Source organism: Spirosoma daeguense (assembly GCF_054776875.1).
The window spans coordinates 606,222-625,864 of the sequence record NZ_BAAHBF010000001.1; the positions used below are offsets into that span (position 1 = coordinate 606,222).

General features: G+C 48.1%; 18 protein-coding genes. 8 read left to right on the forward strand and 10 right to left on the reverse strand.

What is annotated here, in order from left to right; translation table 11 throughout:
* Nucleotides 1-37 precede the first annotated feature (37 nt).
* Nucleotides 38-463 carry a FixH family protein gene (locus ACYVD4_RS02160; RefSeq protein ID WP_460941975.1) on the forward strand — a complete coding sequence of 142 codons (426 nt, stop codon included), beginning with the start codon at nucleotides 38-40 and terminating at the stop codon, nucleotides 461-463.
* Nucleotides 464-466: 3 nt separating this feature from the next.
* A complete protein-coding gene (locus tag ACYVD4_RS02165; protein ID WP_460941976.1) occupies nucleotides 467-1,162 on the forward strand; it encodes a sulfite exporter TauE/SafE family protein in 696 nt (231 codons plus the stop codon).
* Here ACYVD4_RS02165 and ACYVD4_RS02170 read toward each other — a convergent pair whose 3' ends face one another.
* Both ACYVD4_RS02170 and ACYVD4_RS02175 read right to left on the reverse strand, forming a co-directional pair.
* On the reverse strand, nucleotides 1,163-1,579 hold the full coding sequence (locus ACYVD4_RS02170) for a hypothetical protein (protein WP_460941977.1): 417 nt from the start codon (nucleotides 1,577-1,579) through the stop codon (nucleotides 1,163-1,165). It abuts the gene before it with no gap.
* A gap of 13 nt (nucleotides 1,580-1,592) precedes the next feature.
* Nucleotides 1,593-1,916 (reverse strand): YbbN family protein, encoded by a 324-nt coding sequence (locus tag ACYVD4_RS02175; RefSeq protein WP_460941978.1) that lies wholly within the window; start codon nucleotides 1,914-1,916, stop codon nucleotides 1,593-1,595.
* Nucleotides 1,917-2,084: 168 nt separating this feature from the next.
* Here ACYVD4_RS02175 and ACYVD4_RS02180 point away from each other — a divergent pair, with 168 nt between their 5' ends.
* Both ACYVD4_RS02180 and ACYVD4_RS02185 read left to right on the forward strand, forming a co-directional pair.
* The gene (locus ACYVD4_RS02180) at nucleotides 2,085-3,302 is read left to right on the forward strand and encodes a PAS domain-containing sensor histidine kinase (RefSeq protein WP_460941979.1); all 1,218 of its coding nucleotides are present in this window, start codon (nucleotides 2,085-2,087) and stop codon (nucleotides 3,300-3,302) included.
* Entirely contained in the window at nucleotides 3,280-4,338 is a 1,059-nt protein-coding gene (locus tag ACYVD4_RS02185) for a response regulator (protein ID WP_460941980.1), read from the forward strand. Before ACYVD4_RS02180 ends, ACYVD4_RS02185 begins: the two co-directional genes overlap by 23 nt.
* Before the next feature lie 202 nt (nucleotides 4,339-4,540).
* Here ACYVD4_RS02185 and ACYVD4_RS02190 read toward each other — a convergent pair whose 3' ends face one another.
* Nucleotides 4,541-7,000: a heavy metal translocating P-type ATPase gene (locus ACYVD4_RS02190; protein ID WP_460941981.1), complete on the reverse strand. Its 2,460-nt coding sequence runs from the start codon at nucleotides 6,998-7,000 to the stop codon at nucleotides 4,541-4,543.
* A gap of 292 nt (nucleotides 7,001-7,292) precedes the next feature.
* Between ACYVD4_RS02190 and ACYVD4_RS02195 the strand changes: the two genes are divergently transcribed.
* Nucleotides 7,293-7,763 (forward strand): VOC family protein, encoded by a 471-nt coding sequence (locus ACYVD4_RS02195; RefSeq protein WP_460941982.1) that lies wholly within the window; start codon nucleotides 7,293-7,295, stop codon nucleotides 7,761-7,763.
* A 56-nt stretch (nucleotides 7,764-7,819) separates the two neighbouring features.
* Here ACYVD4_RS02195 and ACYVD4_RS02200 read toward each other — a convergent pair whose 3' ends face one another.
* The 3 genes from ACYVD4_RS02200 to ACYVD4_RS02210 all read right to left on the reverse strand — a co-directional run bounded on the left by ACYVD4_RS02200 (nucleotide 7,820) and on the right by ACYVD4_RS02210 (nucleotide 10,318).
* Complete coding sequence (locus ACYVD4_RS02200; RefSeq protein ID WP_460941983.1) at nucleotides 7,820-8,584, reverse strand: SDR family NAD(P)-dependent oxidoreductase; 765 nt, start codon at nucleotides 8,582-8,584, stop codon at nucleotides 7,820-7,822.
* Nucleotides 8,585-8,656: 72 nt separating this feature from the next.
* Complete coding sequence (locus tag ACYVD4_RS02205) at nucleotides 8,657-9,574, reverse strand: ChaN family lipoprotein (RefSeq protein WP_460941984.1); 918 nt, start codon at nucleotides 9,572-9,574, stop codon at nucleotides 8,657-8,659.
* A gap of 24 nt (nucleotides 9,575-9,598) precedes the next feature.
* A complete protein-coding gene (locus ACYVD4_RS02210) occupies nucleotides 9,599-10,318 on the reverse strand; it encodes an arylesterase (RefSeq protein ID WP_460941985.1) in 720 nt (239 codons plus the stop codon).
* Between the two features lie 142 nt (nucleotides 10,319-10,460).
* Here ACYVD4_RS02210 and ACYVD4_RS02215 point away from each other — a divergent pair, with 142 nt between their 5' ends.
* The 3 genes from ACYVD4_RS02215 to ACYVD4_RS02225 all read left to right on the forward strand — a co-directional run bounded on the left by ACYVD4_RS02215 (nucleotide 10,461) and on the right by ACYVD4_RS02225 (nucleotide 15,552).
* Nucleotides 10,461-11,141: an ABC transporter ATP-binding protein gene (locus tag ACYVD4_RS02215; protein ID WP_460941986.1), complete on the forward strand. Its 681-nt coding sequence runs from the start codon at nucleotides 10,461-10,463 to the stop codon at nucleotides 11,139-11,141.
* Between the two features lie 75 nt (nucleotides 11,142-11,216).
* Nucleotides 11,217-13,001 carry a purple acid phosphatase family protein gene (locus ACYVD4_RS02220; RefSeq protein ID WP_460941987.1) on the forward strand — a complete coding sequence of 595 codons (1,785 nt, stop codon included), beginning with the start codon at nucleotides 11,217-11,219 and terminating at the stop codon, nucleotides 12,999-13,001.
* A gap of 25 nt (nucleotides 13,002-13,026) precedes the next feature.
* Nucleotides 13,027-15,552 (forward strand): ABC transporter permease, encoded by a 2,526-nt coding sequence (locus ACYVD4_RS02225; protein ID WP_460941988.1) that lies wholly within the window; start codon nucleotides 13,027-13,029, stop codon nucleotides 15,550-15,552.
* 7 nt (nucleotides 15,553-15,559) lie between these two features.
* On the opposite strand, the gene ACYVD4_RS02230 is transcribed toward ACYVD4_RS02225, so the two are convergent.
* From ACYVD4_RS02230 to lpxD, 4 genes are all read right to left on the reverse strand, one after another.
* On the reverse strand, nucleotides 15,560-16,177 hold the full coding sequence (locus ACYVD4_RS02230) for an ABC transporter ATP-binding protein (RefSeq protein ID WP_460941989.1): 618 nt from the start codon (nucleotides 16,175-16,177) through the stop codon (nucleotides 15,560-15,562).
* An 82-nt stretch (nucleotides 16,178-16,259) separates the two neighbouring features.
* A complete protein-coding gene (gene lpxA, locus ACYVD4_RS02235; protein WP_460941990.1) occupies nucleotides 16,260-17,054 on the reverse strand; it encodes an acyl-ACP--UDP-N-acetylglucosamine O-acyltransferase in 795 nt (264 codons plus the stop codon).
* 112 nt (nucleotides 17,055-17,166) lie between these two features.
* Nucleotides 17,167-18,561 (reverse strand): bifunctional UDP-3-O-[3-hydroxymyristoyl] N-acetylglucosamine deacetylase/3-hydroxyacyl-ACP dehydratase, encoded by a 1,395-nt coding sequence (locus ACYVD4_RS02240; RefSeq protein WP_460941991.1) that lies wholly within the window; start codon nucleotides 18,559-18,561, stop codon nucleotides 17,167-17,169.
* A gap of 43 nt (nucleotides 18,562-18,604) precedes the next feature.
* Nucleotides 18,605-19,630: a UDP-3-O-(3-hydroxymyristoyl)glucosamine N-acyltransferase gene (gene lpxD, locus ACYVD4_RS02245; RefSeq protein WP_460941992.1), complete on the reverse strand. Its 1,026-nt coding sequence runs from the start codon at nucleotides 19,628-19,630 to the stop codon at nucleotides 18,605-18,607.
* Nucleotides 19,631-19,643 lie beyond the last annotated feature (13 nt).

A 19,643-nucleotide genomic window follows, 5' to 3' on the forward strand; every position in this document is an offset into this window, starting at 1 on the left:
CCCTTTCGCTCTTTCACTCTTTCACCCTTTCGCTCTTATGAACTGGGGCAAGGCAATTATGCTGGTTTTTGTGCTGTTTATGAGCTTCATCGGTACGTTGGTGTATCGGATGACCCGCCAGCACGTCGATCTGGTTAGCGATAATTACTATCAGAACGAAATCGATTTTCAGAAACACATCGACCGGGTGAACAACGCCCGGCATAACTCTTCCGCAACTATGACGTATCATTCCGACCAGCAGCAGGTAGTTGTTGCCCTGCCCAGCAACCTCCGAAAAGGCGAAATCACATTCTATCGCCCCGGCGACCGGAGTCAGGATTTTCGGGTAGCTATTCCCCTCAATCACCCAAATCGGCAGGTTATTTCTACGCAATCGCTGGCGAAAGGAAACTGGCGTATTCAATTTAGCTGGTCGGACGGGCAACGGGAGTATTATCAGGAAGAACAGTTTTTTCTGTAAATCATGTCGCTCTGGCTCGCTACCGCTTTCCTGACAGGACTCATCAGCAGTCTGCATTGCGTGGGTATGTGTGGGCCACTGGTTGCTGCGCTCCCAATAGGCCGATTGCCTGCTACGCTACGTTGGCGGGCAATCGGTTTATACCATTTTGGGCGAATTGCTACGTATAGTACGTTGGGGGCTATGGCCGGAAGCATTACGTTCGGCCTTAACCTATTAGGCTGGCAACGTCCGCTGGCGGTAATTAGTGGCGTTATTTTGTTGATTAGTCTGGTCGGACGTAGCGTATCGCCGATTCGGCTGAACTGGCCGTGGCTGACGCAAAAAATGGCCGTTCTATTTAAAGAAACCCGGCAAGAACCCCGATGGGTCGCGTTTGCCGGGTTAGGTATTCTAAATGGGCTGCTGCCGTGTGGCTTTACGTATCTGGCACTAGCCGGTACATTAGCTACAAATACGCCAGTTAGTGGTGCAGCTTATATGCTTTTGTTTGGCTTGGGAACACTGCCCGCTCTGCTGTCTGTAAATCTGGTTACCAGCCTTTTATCGGCTATAAAGCGGCAGTATATCAATCGGGTTCTTTCTGCCGCTACGGTTATTGTGGCTATTCTTCTCATTGGTCGTGGCTTAGCGACGTATTCACTTCCGGCGCAGGTGCTTGATACCATTCCGATCTGTCGCGGATTGCTGGCTCACTGATTAGAGCCAGTTCAGATTCATCATGCTGGTCAGCAACTGATGGCAACCATCTTTGATCCGTGAAAAATCGCCCATTAGCCCAAGCGCATACCGTTCGATTCGGGCCGATAAACCAAAGTGTATACTGCTACAAGCTTGTTGGCTATCTTTAATACTACAGCCCGTTTCCTGACAGATCAGGTCACGATGCAGTCGATCAAGTTTCGTCTGAAGCTGATTCAGATCGCGGTAATAATCAATGGCGTCGTGGCGAAGACTTCGGCAGTTATACTGATTCATTACATCGAGCAGCAACGAACGTAACTGGCGAATTTCCTCGTCCTGCTGATTGATGATACGTTGCCAATGTTCGTAGCCTTGCTGACAAGCGATAGTTGCTGATTGGTTGGTATTGCTGGAAGAATTTTCGGAATTCATATACTGTAGGTTATTAGAGACTGAATGAGGGTTGTTGCATCTGTTCGGCTAATTGAGCAAGCAATTCGGGATTATCGACCGACCCTGAGTACCGCCATAATTCCAGACCACGTAGAAGTAAGACAAAAGACGGAACAGACGTAAAGCCGAAACTGCGCACCACTTCAGGATGGGTCGTTTCGCTCACGCGCATAATCTGCACGGTAGGCGTCAGAACGGCGCGAAGTTTTTCCAGTAACTGGTCAACCTCGGCACGCTGGGTCGGAGTAGTAGCTGTACAGATCAACAGCACAGGCCGTTGAAGTGTCGCTGTAAAAAACGAAGGCTGGGATGCCATGTCAATAAGCCGGTTAATGCAGGTAAAATTGAGCGAACTTCAGCTTCTGAACGTTGAGGCACATCAATCGAAAATCTGATTTTTATCAGCTTACTTAGGCTGGTAGACGTTTACTTTGCACCAGTGTTTATTTACTACGTAGCATAATCTCCAGCCGATACGTTGTCTATGTTCGATGATTCATTTGAGGCCATTTTTGCGCATGCAACTATCGGTATTCTTGTTTGCGATACCGATGGGCGAATAAAACTGTCCAATCGCTACGTCCGCACGCTGTTTGGCTACGATGATTCGGAAATGGACAACTTATCCATCGATAAGCTTGTACCCAATTCGGTAGCGGGCCGTCATGCCCAGTTACGTGCTTCGTTCAACAACAATCCGTCGGTACGTGCTATGGGGCATGGGCGCGATTTATTCGCCAAACGAAAAGACGAAAGCGTTTTTCCGGCCGAAATCAGCCTGAGCTATTTCTATCAGGACGATTCGCTGTTAACGGTTGCGTACATCATCGACATTACGGCGAAAAAAGCAGACGAACGAACCTTAATTGAACAGAAAAACCGGATTGAGCAACTCAACACCGAGCTGGAACAGAAGGTAATAGATCGCACACATGCGCTCATGGCGACCCTGCACCAACTCGAGCAATCGAAAGATGAGCTAGCCAAAGCCCTGGCCGCCGAGCGCGAACTGGGTGAACTGAAATCCCGCTTTGTATCGATGGCGTCGCACGAGTTCAGAACCCCGCTCAGTGCGATATTAACGTCGGCCTCGTTGATTGAAAAATACCCGAATACCGATCAGCAGGACAAGCGAGTCAAGCACATTCACCGGATCAAAGCATCGGTCAATCACCTCAACAATATTCTGGAAGAATTTCTATCGGTGGGCCGACTCGAAGAAGGACGTATTGAAGCGACTTGGGCACTGGTCGATTTGCCGCAACTAGCCAGAGAGGTTATTACCGATTTGCAGGATATGTTGAAAACGGGTCAGGTCGTGCAAACTGAATTCGACTGTGCGCAACCAGTATTCAGCGATCCGTCGCTGCTGCGCAAAATACTGGTCAATCTGCTCTCAAACGCTATTAAATACTCGGGTGAAAATCAGCCGATTTATCTGATTGCCCGTTGTCTGGAAACCGGCTTTCAGATTACCGTTCGCGACGAAGGCATCGGCATCTCGACCGACGATCAAAAACACCTATTTACTCGATTTTTCCGCGCTAAAAATGCCACCAATTTTGCAGGTACGGGGCTTGGTTTACACATCGTAGCCAAGTATCTCGAACTGCTGAATGGCACTATTGAGCTAACCAGTCAACTAAGCGAAGGCACCACCGTAACCATTAAATTTCCGCATGAAAACAATACTGCTCATTGAAGATAACGCCGACATTCGGGAAAACACTGCCGAGATTCTGGAACTGGCCGGCTACCGGGTGCTGACGGCTGAAAACGGAAAAATTGGCGTTGAAACCGCTTTAGCAGATCGTCCTGACCTGATTATCTGCGATATTATGATGCCCGTGCTGGATGGGTATGGCGTGCTGCATATTGTCAACAAAAACCCTGAACTGGCTGGTATTCCGTTTATTTTCCTGACGGCGAAATCAGAACGGGTCGATTTTCGGAAAGGGATGGAATTGGGTGCCGACGATTACCTGACCAAACCGTTCGATGATACGGAGCTGCTCAGCGCCGTTGAAGGCCGTCTGAATCGGTTCAGTAAGCTCCGCGCCGACGATTATAATCTGCAACAGGAAGGGCTGACGCAGTTTCTGAACGATGCTCGCTCAACGGGCGGCTTGCAACAGCTTTCGGCCGACCGAAAACCCCACCCCGTTCCGAAAAAGCAATTTATCTATACCGAAGGCGACGAGCCAACCCGACTGTATTTTCTGAAACGGGGCCGGGTTAAAACGACACGCACCAACAACGACGGCAAAGAACTGGTAACGGGTCTTTACAACACAGGCGATTTTTTCGGCGATCTGGCCTTACTGAAAGAAGCCAATTACACCGATTCCGCCATTACGCTCGACGATTCTGAACTGATTTATATTCCTAAAGACGATTTTCTACAACTCCTGATTGCGCAACCTGAAGTGAGTCGGCAGTTTATCCGGTTGCTGGCCGGTCGCGTCAATGAAAAAGAAGATCAGTTGCTGAAAATGGCGTATAATTCGCTCCGCCGGCGTATTGCTGATACGTTGCTACGTCTACAGCAACCGCTACCTAACGGCAATCCTGCTCCTCCTATTCAACTATCACGTGACGATTTAGCGGCCGTAATTGGTACAGCTACCGAATCGCTGATTCGCACACTTGGCGAGTTTAAACACGACGGCCTGATCGAAATTTCGAGCACCGGCATCCGAGTGCTCGAACCAGAAAAACTACGGAAAGCCAACTGGTAAATTTGGGTTTTTACAATGTATCAATAACGAATAACGTAGTACTACCCCACCCTAAATCCCTCCCCCGTAGGGCTAATCTTGTAGGGGTTTCAGGTGGATGGTGCATGTGGTTGTTTTTGCGCTATTTACCACCCCCTACAAGATCAGCCCTACGGGGGAGGGATTTAGGGTGGGGTTTTATGTAGCGGAAGCTCTTCTCATACTACATCTTCTTCCAGCGCATTCCTAACGTAGCAATCGCAAGCATCGTAGCCGAACTGATTGGCATCAGGATAGCTGCTACTATGGGCGACAGATTACCGACCAACGCGAAACTTAAGCCGATAAAGTTATAAATCAGGGAGATAATAAAACTAAACCGAATTAGTCGCATACTGAATCGGGTGTAACGTAGCACGCTCGACAATTGAGATAACGTACTGGCTTTGAGAATTGCATCGCTCGAAGGCGTGAATTGAATCGTGTCTTCTGTGATGGCAATGCCTACATCGGCCTGTTTCAGAGCACCCGCATCGTTCAGGCCGTCGCCTACCATCATGACACGTTTGCCCTGCGCTTGCAGATGGTTGATAAAAGCCAGTTTTTCGTCTGGGCGGCAGTTAAAATGCATTTGCCCATCGGTCGGGAACCAGCGCCTTAGCTCATCCTGTGAGCGGTCGTTATCGCCAGACAGCAGATACAATTTGTAATCATGCGATAAATCAGACAACACCGTATCAAGTCCGGTCCGGTATTGGTTTGGAAATCCGAAGTAGCCGCGATACTGGTTGTTGATACGTACATGAACAACCGACTCATCGGCCAACGTAGCGTCGGGCAGATACGTAGCACGCGCTACAAACGCATGAGAACCTAACGTAACAAACTGCCCGTCGACAATGCCCTGTATGCCTTTACCCGCTAATTCCGCAAAATCGGTTACCGCTACGTTCACCGAGTTTTTTCCTAAATAATTAGCCAGTTTGCGGCTCAGCGGATGTGACGAATGTTGGACCAGTGCCGCAATTAATCGGTAGTCGGTCAATGATAGCGGCTGTGCGAATGACTCTGTTACGTTCGTTTGTGCCGTTGTCAACGTACCAGTTTTGTCGAATACGATGGCATCACAAGCGGCCATTTGCTCGATAACTTCCGCATTTTTAAGGTATAAGTGCCGCTTACTCAGCAACCGCAATCCATTACCCAACGCAAACGGATACGACAACGACAAAGCACAAGGGCAGGCTATAATCAACACTGCCGTAAATACATTCACTGCTCGTGCCGGGTCGTGTTGCAGATACCAGTACGTACCAGCCAGCGTTGCTAACGTAATAACCGACAACGTAAAATACGTACCAACTTTATCGGCGAACGTAGTAATCCGCGATGGTTTGTTCTTGCGAAATACGTCATTGTTCCAAAGCTGGGTCAGGTAACTTTGTGTTACGTCGCGAATAACTTCCAGTTCAATGGCTTCGCCAACCTGTTTCCCACCGGCATAAATCAGCGAGCCGGGTTCTCTGGGTTCGGGCTCCGACTCACCCGTTACGAAGCTATAATCAATCAATGCCTGCCCTTTATAAAGCAACCCATCGGCCGGAATCAACTCCTGATTACGTACCCGAATCCGATCACCTTTCCGAAGCTGTTCAATTGGCAAAATGCTGGGCGCATCGGGTGCTGGATTTGACGTAGCGTTACTATTTCCCTCCGCCCCTCGCCCTCTGCCCACCACCGTTACAGCCATCGGAAAATATGATTTGTAATCCCGCTCGAACGACAGAAATTCATGCGTCCGTTGTTGAAACCATTTTCCGCATAACAGAAAGAAAATCAACCCCGTCAATGAATCAAAGTAGCCAGCCCCATCGAGCGCAAACACTTCGTAAGTTCCCCGAAAAAACGCAACCAGAATGCCCAGTAGAATCGGCAAATCGATGTTTATCACGCCTTTTTTCAGGCTTTTCCAAACCGATACAAAATAGCCGGATGCCGAATAAAAGGCGACCGGAATTGCCAATACTACGTTCAGAATACCAAACAGATGTTTGAACGAGGGATCATCGAGGCCAAGGTATTCCGGGAAACTGAACAGCATGATATTACCCGCACAGAATCCCGCTACGCCTAGCCGATACAGAAACCCGCGATTCGCTACGTTCGGTTGTTCAGACGGCGTATCGTTCGGACTAATGAGGGGTTCGTAACCGATAGAAGCCAGTAATTCAACTACCTGACGTAGCGTTATCTGCGTAGGATTGTAGGTCAGATGCACCTGTTTTTTTAGAAAATCGACCCGCGATTGCTGAATGGCTGGATTGATTCGATAGAGATGCTCGAGCAGCCAAAGGCAGGAACTACAGTGAATGGTGGGTATATAAAACGTGACTTTAGCAACGGAATCACTCGAAAACTCCAGCAGTTGCGCTACAATATCGGGATGATCCAGAAACTCCAGCCGCGTTTTTCCTGACGTAGTGGGGTTCGTTCCGGGGCTGTTTCCCGGCCGAATTGCATCAGCCTGCTCAATTGCATAATACTGGCAAAGCTGGTGCTGATTCAAAATACTATACACCGTTTTACAGCCATCGCAGCAAAAATGTTTATCGTCGAAAACAAGTGTTTCGACGGGACAGTCGTTGCCGCAGTGATAGCAAGTTGTAACCGTAAGCGTTGCCATATTATTGCCTCAGAATTTGACAGCAATTTGGCCAACAACCCATTGCATTATTCTGAGATTCATCAGCGATTCATCTGACGTTTATCAGCATACTGTTTTTAGTATCCGAAGCACAGTAATGTTTATCGATTATCGAAACGGTGAAAATTGTATCCGTAATGACAGCAATAATACCTTGATACGTACCAAAATCTTGTCGTAATTACCCCGTTTTTTGTCGGTTTTGCCTATCTCACAGCGAGACGAAAGCTTTTATTTTTGTCTGACAAAGCAACAAATACTCGTGAATATCATGCAGAAAATCACCACATTCCTGACGTTTAACAATCAGGCCGAAGAAGCCGCTACCCTGTATACGTCAATTTTTAAAAATTCGTCTATTAAAACGATGGCCCGTTATGGCGAAGGAGCACCTGTACCAGCCGGAACAGTGATGTCTGCCACGTTTGAACTTGATGGACAAGAGTTTATTGCATTAAACGGAGGTTCTCATTTTAAATTTGCTGAAGGTATTTCGCTATTTGTAAACTGCGAAACGCAGGAAGAAGTCGATACGTATTGGGAAAAACTTTCGGAAGGTGGTGAGCCGGGGCCCTGCGGCTGGCTGAAAGATAAATTTGGCGTATCGTGGCAAATTGTTCCGTCAGCGCTCGGAAAAATGCTCGGCGACAAAGACCCGGAAAAAGCAAAGCGGGTAATGCAGGCCATGATGCAAATGAGCAAAATTGAGATAGCCGATCTTGAAAAAGCGTACAATGGCTAAGATTTTTTTTTGTTGTGGTGTCAGGTTCTGAACCTGACACCACAACAAAAAAACCATTACAAACTCATACCACCATCCACAAAAATCGTCTGCCCTGTTACGTAGCGGCCCGCTTCTGAGCAAAGGAGTACAGCCATTCCCGCTATGTCTTCGGGTTGCCCTGCCGAACCTACCGGAATATTCATCCGATCACCAATACGATCAGGCATAGGAGGGACCGGTTCATTGATACGGGGAGTATCGACAACTCCCGGCGACAAATTATTGATTGTAAGCCCCTTGTCAGCGAGTTGCAGAGCCAGATTCCGAACTGTGTTGGCAACGGCGGCTTTCGTGCCTGCGTAGACAATCATGGCCGGATGCGGTTTTTCTTCCTGGACACTGCCAATTGTCAGAATACGTCCCCAGCCTCGCTCGGCCATGTCGGGAGCGAAACGCTGCATCAGTAATAACGTTGATTTCCAGTTGGCATTTACCTGCCGATCGAATTCTTCGGGCGTTGCGTCATCCCAGTTTTCCGGAATTTGTATCGACGCATTCGTCACCAGAATATCAACCGACCCAAATAAGTCTGTAGCTTTTTTGTAGAGTTTATCCACAGCACCTGACTGGAGTAAATCAATGCCAATTACATCACTGTTTACGCCCATCTGCCGAACCTGTTGCACTACGTCCTTCGCTTCCTTATCGCCTTTCCGATTATGAATCAATACGTTAGCACCAAATTCAGCGAGAGCCAGCGCAATCGCTTTACCAATTCCCTGGCTGGAACCCGTTACCAGCGCATTCTTTCCAGTTAAATCAAGTAATTCCTTAATCATAAATCAGTTTCCGATACGCCCTATTAAAAGCAACCGGAAACCGACGTCAAAGGTTATTGAATGAAGTATTCACTAATACGTTTTCGTCATATCGGCGGGGATGGCGATCAGGAAATCGGCCAGATTTTTGTTTTCGGTAGTGGGTCGCTCCGGGTCAGGGATTTCGACGGATGAGAGTGTCAAAATTTTGAGATCGGGCCGTTTCTGACGCAGGTACCAAACAATACCTTCGAAGTTTTTGGAGTGATAATCGCCGTTGAAGTGAAGCATCGTTTGCCCCGATTTAAGATTTTGCAGAATGAAGTGCGCCATCGTTGCGTCTTTAATGGCTTGTGCCCGAGCGAAATTGGCCGCCATATCCGAATTGGCATTCGCCATACCGGACGCCCCCCCCGTAGTTGACGTGGGCGTACTACCATGTACCGAACTCGACATCATATCCATCATACCTTTATAACCGGGCAATGTCAGATCAACGGTTAACGGCAACGGTGCTACCTGACTTTTTCCTTCCGATGAAATTGTATCAAGAGCCGCCAAACCCTGCCGCGAAACCAGCCGGGCATACCGCCGTGGTACGTTCGTAGCGATAAACGGAATTTTTTGCTCACGGGCGAAATCGGCTATCGGCTTGTAATCAGTATCAAAATTAGGCCAGAGCCGGGCTTGTTTCGCTAGTTCTTTGCTGTCGGTTTGCCCCTGCACGTAATCGCTCAACGCCTTCTGATTATCAGCTTCAAACATTTCGGCACCTAGCACCAGATTCTGTTTTTTTGCCGCCTGCAAATCTTTCGTCAACTGTAACTCAAGCCAGTGACAGATTGGATTGTTGTGCAATTCGCCAAAAAGCACTACGTCGGCCTCCGTAGCCTGACGTAGCAATTTGGCATACGTAGCCGATTTTAACTTTGCCGTATAAAGTCGATACGCCGGTTTATCAGGCCGAAATGAAAAGGCAAACAGACTAAGCAGAATCAGAGCAAAACGCATGGCAACGTAGTGGATATTAATGGATTAGTTTTCAGACTTCAATATCGGCTGTAGCACTTGCCAGACTGTATTTGCCACAATTTTATGACCCGCTGGCGTCGGGTGAATGCCATCGGCCTGGTTCAGCTTTGGAATGCCGCCTACCCCTTCGAGCAGAAATGGAATCAGAACGGCTTTGTTTTTATCGGCCAGTTCTTTAAACAATTCCCGAAATTCTTTGCTGTACGACGTACCCATGTTGGGCGGAATCTGCATACCCGCCAGCACAATAGTAGCCTCCGGGTTCTTTTTCCGAACGGTATCCATAATGGCCTGTAGGTTTTGCCGGGTTGCGGTCAATGGCAGCCCGCGAAGGCCATCGTTTCCACCCAGTTCCAGCACGAAAACCGATACTGGCTGACGTAGTACCCAGCTAATCCGACTTTTACCTCCTGCTGTTGTTTCGCCACTTAGGCCAGCGTTTACGACTGTATAATTCAGGCCTGCCGAATCAATTTTTTCGCCAACCAGTGCCGGAAATGCCTCAGTAGGTTCAACGCCATAACCGGCGGCAAGGCTATTACCGTAGAAAAGAACGACCTGTTTTTTAGCTGAGTTAGACTGAGCGGCACTCGAACTAGCGGGCGTATTGGACGTAGTAGAATCAGATTTTGTATCAGACGAGCCACAGCCCCAGACCGCTAAGCACACGAATAGTCCGCTTATCAAAGAATGGAGTGTTTGAGCTTTCGGGCAGAACTTCATAAAGCACATGTCGGTTTGTTACACATAACAACGTAGCAGAAGCCGCGAATTTCGCAGATAATCGGAAGAAACATCCGCCAGAACCACGATTTCAGAAAATCGCTACGTTTAAGACAATGAGTGTCAACCGTTTTTTGTTCCAATGAGTATTCTGCGTGTCGAAAATCTGACCAAAACCTATTCGAGTGGCGGTCGGGAGCTAACTGTGCTCCACAGCGTTAATTTCTCCCTCGAACCGGGCGATACGTTCGCGATAGTTGGGCCTTCGGGGAGTGGCAAAACAACGTTGTTAGGGCTTTGTGCCGGGTTAGACCGTGCTACGTCGGGCAGCGTATATCTGAACGATGTTTGTCTCGACAACCTCAACGAGGATCAACGGGCCGCGCTACGTAATCAGCACGTGGGTTTCATTTTCCAGAATTTCCAGTTGTTGCCCACACTTACCGCCCTCGAAAACGTAATGGTTCCTCTGGAGCTTCGGGGTGAAAAAGGAGCCGCCCAAACCGCACAAGGGCTGTTGGAACGGGTCGGCCTGGGACAGCGCGGGCATCATTATCCCATGCAACTTTCGGGTGGTGAGCAGCAACGCGTATCGCTGGCGCGTGCGTTTGCCAATCGGCCGAAATTACTTTTTGCCGACGAGCCGACGGGAAATCTTGATGCCGATACCAGCACTACAGTTGTCGACTTACTTTTTGAACTCAATCGAGAAGCCGGAACCACACTCGTGCTCGTTACGCACGACCTCGAACTGGCGGCCCGCACCCAACGTGTCATTCGCATTAAAGGCGGCAGCGTTTTTAGTGATCAACTGACCCAGTAGTAGTTTCTGACCGAAACACAGTAATTCAAGAGACAAACTTTATCTGTGTTGCTTATCAATCGGTCATACTCGCTCATGAAACCAGCCACTTTTTTTATCGGCTTTTTACTACTCTTCCTTACGTTCAGTAACGTATCGGCTCAAAGTGCTACGTCCACAAAATCGGTTAAAGACGTAATGGATAATGTAGTTACGCGGCTTTACAAAACGTTAAAACCCGAACAACTGGATACGATCAGCGAACAATTTATTCTCCAGTTTCTACGCCCCGATGAGAAACAGATTCTGGCTACTCAATACCTGACCTTCACGGTAAATGTACCTGTAACGGTGTCGCTCATGCGTCACAAAGATCAGAACGTGTTGCCCTTCTGGCTGCCGAATAGTGGTTTCCAGAAGACGGATCTGATCGTCAAAAATGAAGAATACACGTACGAAGTCTGGCAAAAAACGTTCTCGGCTGGAAACGTGAATCTGGGCATCAACGGATTCGACAAACATCGTCCGGTGTATTTTATCAGTGTAGCGCCTAAAAAAGCGGGCGACAAATTGACGATTTCGTCGGTTTATCCGGCACATCAAACGTCGGCTGATATGCGTGTTGGTGCGTTTACGTATCACGACTGGAGCGATCTAACGTTGACCGAAGTACCGGAATCGCTACGTGGTCAGCGGTTATTTCAAACTATTCGGGGACGCGCCCGCGAAGCGCATCTGGTGGGTGCTTTCCGCAAAACTATTGTTCCTGCCCAATCCAAGCCCGACCAGATTTTGCTGACGTGGAGCGGTAATCCAACCACAACACAGGATATTCAATGGCGCACAACTAGTACGGTTTCAGATGGAAACGTAAAATACTGGCGTATTGAAACGACCGATACGTTAACCAAAGCCGCTACGTCCTTTCGGATGGAAGATCGTTTGCTACAAAATGATCGCTACGTCAATCGGTTTACAGCGCAGCTTACGGGTCTTTTGCCCGGTGCTACGTATGGTTATCGGGTCGGTTCGAAAACGGGTGGCTGGTCAGTTCCCGCTACGTTCCAGACTCAGGCGTCGACCGACTCAGGTTTTTCATTTATCTGGTTTGGTGATACGCATAAATCGCCCGATTTCGGAAAGATGGCTCAGCAAACGTTGCTACGTCATCCCGACATTTCGTTTTATTCGATTGTGGGCGATCTGGTCAGCACGGGCTTACACCGCGATGAATGGGATGAGTTGTGGCATCATTCGGGCGATATTTTCCAACATAAGCCCTTGTTACCAATTCCCGGAAATCACGACAGTCAGGATGGGTTAGGTGCGTGGATGTATCAGGAAATGTTCAGTTTGCCGAAAAACGGGCCGAAGCATGCCGACGTACCAACGGAGCAAACCTATGCCTTTACGTATCAGAACGCGTTGTTTCTAATGATTGACGCTACGTCGCCTATCGAGGCACAAACCGGCTGGATTAATCAACAGTTAGCCAACACAAAGGCGAAATGGAAATTTGTATTTTTCCACTTTCCGCCCTACAATTTCGAAGAAGATTATACCGATATCCGTAAAGAATGGTGTACACTTTTCGATAAATACCACGTCGACATGGTCATGAGCGGACACGTGCATTACTACCTCCGCAGCAAGCCTATGTTTGCCGAAAAACCGGTTGAAAAACCTGCTGACGGCACTATTTATACCATTTCCATTGGCATACCCAGCGATCACAAACACTGGCCCGACGAGCCGTATGCGCAGGTACGCTATAAAAATGGTCCTTTTTATCAGCACATGAAAATCAACGACAACAAGCTGATTTACACCGTCTATGACAAAGATGGATTGGTAAAAGATGAATTAACGATTGTGAAATAACATAACGATATTCTCTGCAAAACCTATGAACTTCTCCTGGTTATTCCGAATGGCGTGGCGTGATAGCCGCCGAAGCCGACAACGACTTCTGTTGTTTATGTCGGCTATCGTACTGGGCATTGCGGCACTGGTCGCTATTAACTCGTTCGGTGATAATCTGGCACGTAGCATCGACGAGCAGGCCCGTGAACTGCTCGGTGCTGATCTCACGCTTTCGTGGACGCGTCCACCATCGGCAAAAACACAGGCGTTTGTTAAAGGAATTGGTCGTGATCGGGCGTATGAAGTTTCGTTTCCGTCGCTGGTTTCGGTCGCCAAAACGGGCGGGGTTCGTCTGGCGCAGGTGAAAGGATTGCAGGGCAATTTCCCGTATTACGGTCTGTGGGACGTAACGCCATCGTCAGCGATTCAGGATTTTCGGCAAGCGAACAGTCAGGTTGCGTTGGTCGACGATGCGTTGTTAGTGCAATTGGGCGCGCAAGTTGGCGATTCGGTTCGTGTAGGAAATCTGTCGTTTGTGGTAGCCGGTCGGGTCATGAAAACACCGGGTCAGGCAGCCATTACCACGACCGTTACACCTACCGTTTTTATTCCGAATAAGTTTTTAGAAAAAACGGGCTTATTACAGCGCGGAAGCCGTGTTGCCTATAAATATTATTATCAGTTTGCACCCGGCACCGACGTAGAGAAATACGCTAAAACCATTTCTTCGCGACTCGATAAAGAAGGCATCAATTTCGACACTATTGCCGAGCGGAAGCGTCAAACGGGCCGCTCCTTTGCCGACTTGACCCAATATTTAAGTCTGGTTGCGTTTGTTGCCCTGTTGTTGGGCTGCGTTGGTGTCGCCAGTGCGGTGCAATTATATGTTAAAGAGAAAATTGCATCGGTTGCCATTCTGCGCACGTTGGGAGCCAGTGGTCGACAAGCGTTTATGATTTACCTGCTTCAAACCGCCTTTATGGGGTTGATTGGTGCAACTATTGGTGCGTTGATTGGTTCAGGTATTCAGCTCATTCTTCCGCGCGTATTTGGGAGTTTTCTACCGATCACTGTCGATACTACGTTGTCGGGAACGGCAATTTTAAGTGGCATTGGCACAGGTTTGCTAATCTCGATTTTGTTCGCCCTGATTCCGTTACTGTCTATCCGAAACGTATCACCGTTACGGGCCATTCGGTCTTCCTACGAAAGCGACATGAGCGGCCGCGATCCGCTACGTTGGCTGGTTTATCTAGTTGTAATTGGGTTCATCATTGGCTTTTCATACGGGCAAACGCAGAATTTTATGCTGGCGCTTGGCTTTACGGGTGGATTAGCCGTTGCGTTTGGTATCCTCACGGGTCTTGGTTTAGGGCTTATCTGGCTGGTTCGGCGGTTCTTTCCGGCATCGTGGAGCTACGTCTGGCGGCAGAGTCTGGCAAATTTATATCGGCCTAATAATCAGACGCTCATCCTAGTAACATCCATTGGATTAGGTGCGTTTCTGATTGCTACGTTATACCTGACACAAGGATTATTGATTGGCCGCGTCGAACTGTCAGCTTCTGGAAACCAGCCCAATATGGTCTTGTTCGATATTCAGAATGAGCAGCTTTCGGGCGTAAAATCGCTGGTGAGCGGACAGAAATTGCCAGTGTTGCAGGAAGTTCCGGTCGTTACGATGCGATTGAATGACATTAATGGAAAGTCCGCCGAAGTGGTACGTAAGGATACATCGTTGAAAATACCAAAATGGGCCTTCACCCGCGAATACCGCGTTACGTATCGCGACACGTTGATTTCTTCCGAAAAGCTGGTGTCGGGCAAAGCACCGTATCAGGCCGACGGAGCTATCTACGTATCGGTTGAAGACGGTTTTATGGAACGTATGCATCTGAAACTAGGCGATACGTTAAATTTCAACGTACAGGGTGCACCAATTCCGGTTATTGTAGGTGGCACGCGCGAGGTAGAATGGAACCGGGTACAAACGAATTTTCTGATTGTTTTTCCGAACGGCGTGCTGGAACAGGCTCCGCAGTTTCACGTATTGATGACCCGCGTGCCTGACAACCAGACCTCGGCAGTACTTCAGCGTGGACTCGTGCAACGTTTCCCCAACGTATCAGCTATTGATTTAGGACTGGTTTTAAAAACGATAGACGATATTCTTGCCCAGATTTCGTTCGTGATTCAGTTCATGGCGTTGTTCAGCATTCTGACAGGGCTTCTGGTTCTTGCCAGTTCGGTCATTATCAGCAAGTTTCAGCGTTTACGCGAAAGCGTATTGCTACGTACATTAGGTGCTAGTCGGACGCAGATACTACGTATCACGGCGCTTGAATACGGTTTATTAGGACTTCTGGCGGCTTTGTCGGGGATTCTGCTTTCAGTGATAGGGACCTGGGCGCTGGCGCAATTCGTTTTTGAGGTGCCTTACCGCCCCAACGTAGTGCCGTTGTTTGTTGTAACTTTTGTCGTAACCGTGCTCACGATCTTGATTGGTCTGTTCAACAGTCGGGAAGTGTTGGTACGCCCACCGCTGGATGTGTTGCGTTCGGAAGGGTAAAATACCCTTATTTCCATTGTGTTACGTCCACTACGTTCGGGCAGAAATCGTATTCTTCGGGCTGGTTGGAGCCAATCAGCAGCAGTTGATCAGAACCGAGCTGGCGAACCTGTTCGTGATACCAGGCCGCCCCTTGTCGGTCGAGGTTCGAGGTAGGTTCATCGAGAATAACAACGGGCGAATTTGAAAAGAAAGCGAGTCCGAGTTTAACCCGTTGTTTCATACCCGACGAGAAATACTTGATTTCTTTGTTGCGGGCGTGCGAAAGTAGCAACCGGTCTGCTACATCGGCAGAAGACATTCCTTGTTTGAATGGTTTGAAGGTCTGGTGAAATACCAGCATCTCGGTAAGTGTCAGTTCTTCAACCAATTCCAGATAGGGAGCTGCCAGACTAATTTGCTGAAACCAGGAATCGGGATCAATCGGAGTGCTGTTGTGGGAATAAATCAGTTCACCTTCAGTGGACGGCAGACTCCCGGCAAGCAGTTGCAGCAATGTCGATTTTCCACTTCCATTTGGCCCTACGAAGGTATAACTTGTGCCAGCCGAAAGCGTCAGATCGACGTGTCTGAAAATCCACTCCTTCCGGTATTTCTTCCCTAATTTTCTGGCAACAATTTCCATACGTAAAGAGTGATGAGTGATAAACGATGAGTAGACTGCGGATTGACCTACTCATCGTTTATCACTCATCGTTTATCGCTCATTACTCCCGCTCTCCGCTCGAAGAAGGGCCGCGCATGATTCCCCGTTCTGAGCTACGGATAAAGTTTACAATATCGTCGCGTTCGTTGGAAGGTGGTAACTCCAGCTCAATATGTGTGAGTGCTTCGGCATTATTCAGGCCACGCATGTAGATATAGCGATAAATGTCCTGAATCTGGTTGATTTTATCGTTCTCGAAACCACGCCGACGTAAGCCAATCGAATTGATACCGGTGTAGGAAAGTGGTTCACGGGCAGCTTTTGTGTAAGGTGGTACGTCTTTACGTACCAGCGAGCCACCCGAAATCATCGCGTGCGCACCGATACGCGTGAATTGTAGTACCGAACTTGAACCGCCAATAATTGCCCAGTCGCCCATGTGCACGTGACCGGCCATCTGCACATTATTCGTGATAATACAGTGATTACCAATGCGGCAATCGTGTGCTACGTGTGCATACGCCATAATAAGACAATGGCTACCGATCTCCGTTTTCCAGTGTTCTTCGGTGCCCCGGCTAATGGTTGCGTATTCACGTATCGTTGTATTGTCCCCGATTATTGTTCGGGTATACTCGTTATTGAATTTCAAATCCTGCGGAGTTGCTGAAATAACGGCTCCCGGATAAATTTTGCAGTTTTGGCCAATACGAGCCCCTTCGTTAATAACTGCGTGGGAACCAATCCACGTTCCTTCAGCGATTTCGACATCTTTATGGATAATGGCAAACGGCTCAATAACCACATTATGCGCGATCTTCGCTTCCGGATGAATATAAGCTAATGGTTGAATCATGTTTTTTAAAATGTACAATGAATAATGTACAATGGATAATGACTGGCGAATGAAGCTGTAGTAAAACTACATTATTCATTCAGGGCCGCCCGCGCGGCTCATTATTCATTATTCATTTTTTCTTCACCAGACTGGCAATCATATCAGCTTCACAAACCAGTTGGTTGGCCACGTAACCGCGACCCTGCATCTTTACAATACCGCGTTTCATTGGCGAGGTGAACTCACATCGAAATATTACGGTATCTCCAGGCAAAACGTTGCGCCGGAACCGACAATTTTCGATACCAATCAGGTAAGGCCAATAATTTTCGGGATCAGAAACGGTACTAAGTACCAGAATCCCACCCGTTTGTGCCATTGCTTCGAGCTGTAAAACACCCGGCATAACGGGGTTTCCCGGAAAATGCCCCATGAAAAACTGCTCGTTCATGGTCACATTCTTAATACCAACCACACTATTTTCGTCCAGTGCGATAATCTTATCGATCATCTGAAATGGATACCTATGAGCTAGTATCTGTGAAATCCGGTTAATATCCAGAACGGCTGGTTGGGTCGGATCGTATTGAGGAACCTGATTAGCTGCGTTTTTCTGGATAAGTTTCTTGATTTTCTTTGCAAACGCTACGTTAGCCGCATGACCTGGCCGAGCCGCCAGAATCTGTGCTTTAATAGGCCGCCCTATCAGTGCTAAATCGCCCACTACGTCGAGCAGTTTGTGGCGGGCCATTTCGTTTGGATAGTGCAGCTTAAGGTTATTCAGAATACCTTCCTGCTTATTTACGCTAACCTTTGGTTTTTTCAGAAGGTCAGCCAGATAATCCAGCTCCCCATCTTCTACTTCGCGGTCAACAATAACAATCGCATTGGTCAAATCACCCCCTTTAATCAGATTTTGCTTGTAGAGCGTTTCCAGCTCATGCAAAAACACAAACGTACGACTGCTGGCTATTTGATCAGGGAACTGACTAATGTCATTCAGCGATGCGTGTTGGCTACTAATTACCCGCGAATTATAATCGACCATTACAGTAAGCCGATAATCGTTTAGCGGCAAAGCGGCCATTTCGATATCTTTTTCGGCATTCCGGTAATGAACGTACTCGTTCACTTCGAAATAATTCCGCGTGGCATTTTGCTCCTCAATACCTGCACTACGGAGGGCTTCGATAAATTGAATCGATGAACCATCCATAATAGGCGGTTCTGGTCCATCCAACTGAATCAATACGTTGTCGAGCTGCAAACCTACCAACGCAGCCAGGGTGTGCTCAACCGTATGAATACGAGCTCCACTCTGTTCAATAGTAGTACCCCGCGAGAGGTCTACTACGTTATCAACGTCGGCGTCGACAATGGGCTGTCCCGGCAAATCGACGCGCTGGAATTTATACCCATGATTAGTGGGCGCGGGCAAAAACGTCATTGTTGCCTGCACACCCGTGTGTAATCCTACTCCCGATACCGAAACGGCCTTCTGAATTGTCTGTTGTTTGGTATTCATTCGTTGGTTCCTGTCCGATAGCCATCAGCGGCAATCGCCAGTTCTATTTATTCTTCTTTTCGAGTTCAATAATTCGCCATTCCAGGTCAGGTAACCTACGGAAAACGGCCAATGAGCGCATGCTTTCTTTTAGACCAAAAGCAGGCGAACTATTAATCGAGGTTCCTTCCTCCACTACGTTTTTACCAACTCCCGATTGTGCGCCAACCTTGGTTCCATTGGCAATAGTTAAATGACCAGCAAAGCCTACCTGCCCCGCAATAACACAGTTTTCACCAATTTTGGTGGAGCCCGAAATACCCGTTTGCGCTGCTACTACGGTATTTTTACCAATCTCAACATTATGTCCGATCTGAATCAGGTTATCGAGTTTCACCCCCTGACGAATAATGGTAGAACCCATGGTAGCGCAGTCGATGGTTGTGTTCGAACCGACATTCACGGAGTCTTCCAGAATTACATTTCCAAGCTGCGGTATGGTTTTATAGGTACCATCAGACTGTGGCGCAAAGCCAAATCCTTCGCTACCGATAACAGCGTTGGGGTGAATCACGCAGTTTTTCCCGATGATACAATTATCCAGGATACGCGCTCCCGGATGAACAATTGTATTATCGCCTATACGAACGTTGTTACCCACATAGGCCTGTGGATAAATCTTAACGTTGTGCCCAATTCGGCAGTTCCGGCCAATGCATGAAAACGCTCCGCGATAACTCTGTTCGCCAATTTCAGTTCCTTCGCCTACGTAAGACGGTTGCTCCACGCCTACCCGCGAGAAAAGCAACTGTTTATGGTATTCTTCCAGCAGACGGGTAAAAGCCGAATAGGAATTATCGACAAAAATAAGAGCAGACCCTACAGGCTTTTTAGGCTCAAACGAGCGGTCAACTATTACCGCTGATGCCTGTGTGGTATACAGATGCGGTTCATACTTTAAATTCGACAGAAACGAAATATCGCCTGGGCGGCCTTCTTCAATTTTTGCTAATCCGGTGATTGCCAGTGTATCATTTCCGGCAACTTCGCCCCCCAGCAGCATAGCAATCTGCCTGACTGTAAACTTCATATACGTATGACGG

Excerpts from the sequence above, each read along its gene's own strand:
- ACYVD4_RS02160 (WP_460941975.1), top strand. The coding sequence starts at position 38 with ATGAACTGGGGCAAGGCAATTATGCTGGTTTTTGTGCTGTTTATGAGC.
- ACYVD4_RS02165 (WP_460941976.1), top strand. The coding sequence starts at position 467 with ATGTCGCTCTGGCTCGCTACCGCTTTCCTGACAGGACTCATCAGCAGT.
- ACYVD4_RS02170 (WP_460941977.1), bottom strand. The coding sequence starts at position 1,579 with ATGAATTCCGAAAATTCTTCCAGCAATACCAACCAATCAGCAACTATC.
- ACYVD4_RS02175 (WP_460941978.1), bottom strand. The coding sequence starts at position 1,916 with ATGGCATCCCAGCCTTCGTTTTTTACAGCGACACTTCAACGGCCTGTG.
- ACYVD4_RS02180 (WP_460941979.1), top strand. The coding sequence starts at position 2,085 with ATGTTCGATGATTCATTTGAGGCCATTTTTGCGCATGCAACTATCGGT.
- ACYVD4_RS02185 (WP_460941980.1), top strand. The coding sequence starts at position 3,280 with ATGAAAACAATACTGCTCATTGAAGATAACGCCGACATTCGGGAAAAC.
- ACYVD4_RS02190 (WP_460941981.1), bottom strand. The coding sequence starts at position 7,000 with ATGGCAACGCTTACGGTTACAACTTGCTATCACTGCGGCAACGACTGT.
- ACYVD4_RS02195 (WP_460941982.1), top strand. The coding sequence starts at position 7,293 with ATGCAGAAAATCACCACATTCCTGACGTTTAACAATCAGGCCGAAGAA.
- ACYVD4_RS02200 (WP_460941983.1), bottom strand. The coding sequence starts at position 8,584 with ATGATTAAGGAATTACTTGATTTAACTGGAAAGAATGCGCTGGTAACG.
- ACYVD4_RS02205 (WP_460941984.1), bottom strand. The coding sequence starts at position 9,574 with ATGCGTTTTGCTCTGATTCTGCTTAGTCTGTTTGCCTTTTCATTTCGG.
- ACYVD4_RS02210 (WP_460941985.1), bottom strand. The coding sequence starts at position 10,318 with ATGAAGTTCTGCCCGAAAGCTCAAACACTCCATTCTTTGATAAGCGGA.
- ACYVD4_RS02215 (WP_460941986.1), top strand. The coding sequence starts at position 10,461 with ATGAGTATTCTGCGTGTCGAAAATCTGACCAAAACCTATTCGAGTGGC.
- ACYVD4_RS02220 (WP_460941987.1), top strand. The coding sequence starts at position 11,217 with ATGAAACCAGCCACTTTTTTTATCGGCTTTTTACTACTCTTCCTTACG.
- ACYVD4_RS02225 (WP_460941988.1), top strand. The coding sequence starts at position 13,027 with ATGAACTTCTCCTGGTTATTCCGAATGGCGTGGCGTGATAGCCGCCGA.
- ACYVD4_RS02230 (WP_460941989.1), bottom strand. The coding sequence starts at position 16,177 with ATGGAAATTGTTGCCAGAAAATTAGGGAAGAAATACCGGAAGGAGTGG.
- lpxA (WP_460941990.1), bottom strand. The coding sequence starts at position 17,054 with ATGATTCAACCATTAGCTTATATTCATCCGGAAGCGAAGATCGCGCAT.
- ACYVD4_RS02240 (WP_460941991.1), bottom strand. The coding sequence starts at position 18,561 with ATGAATACCAAACAACAGACAATTCAGAAGGCCGTTTCGGTATCGGGA.
- lpxD (WP_460941992.1), bottom strand. The coding sequence starts at position 19,630 with ATGAAGTTTACAGTCAGGCAGATTGCTATGCTGCTGGGGGGCGAAGTT.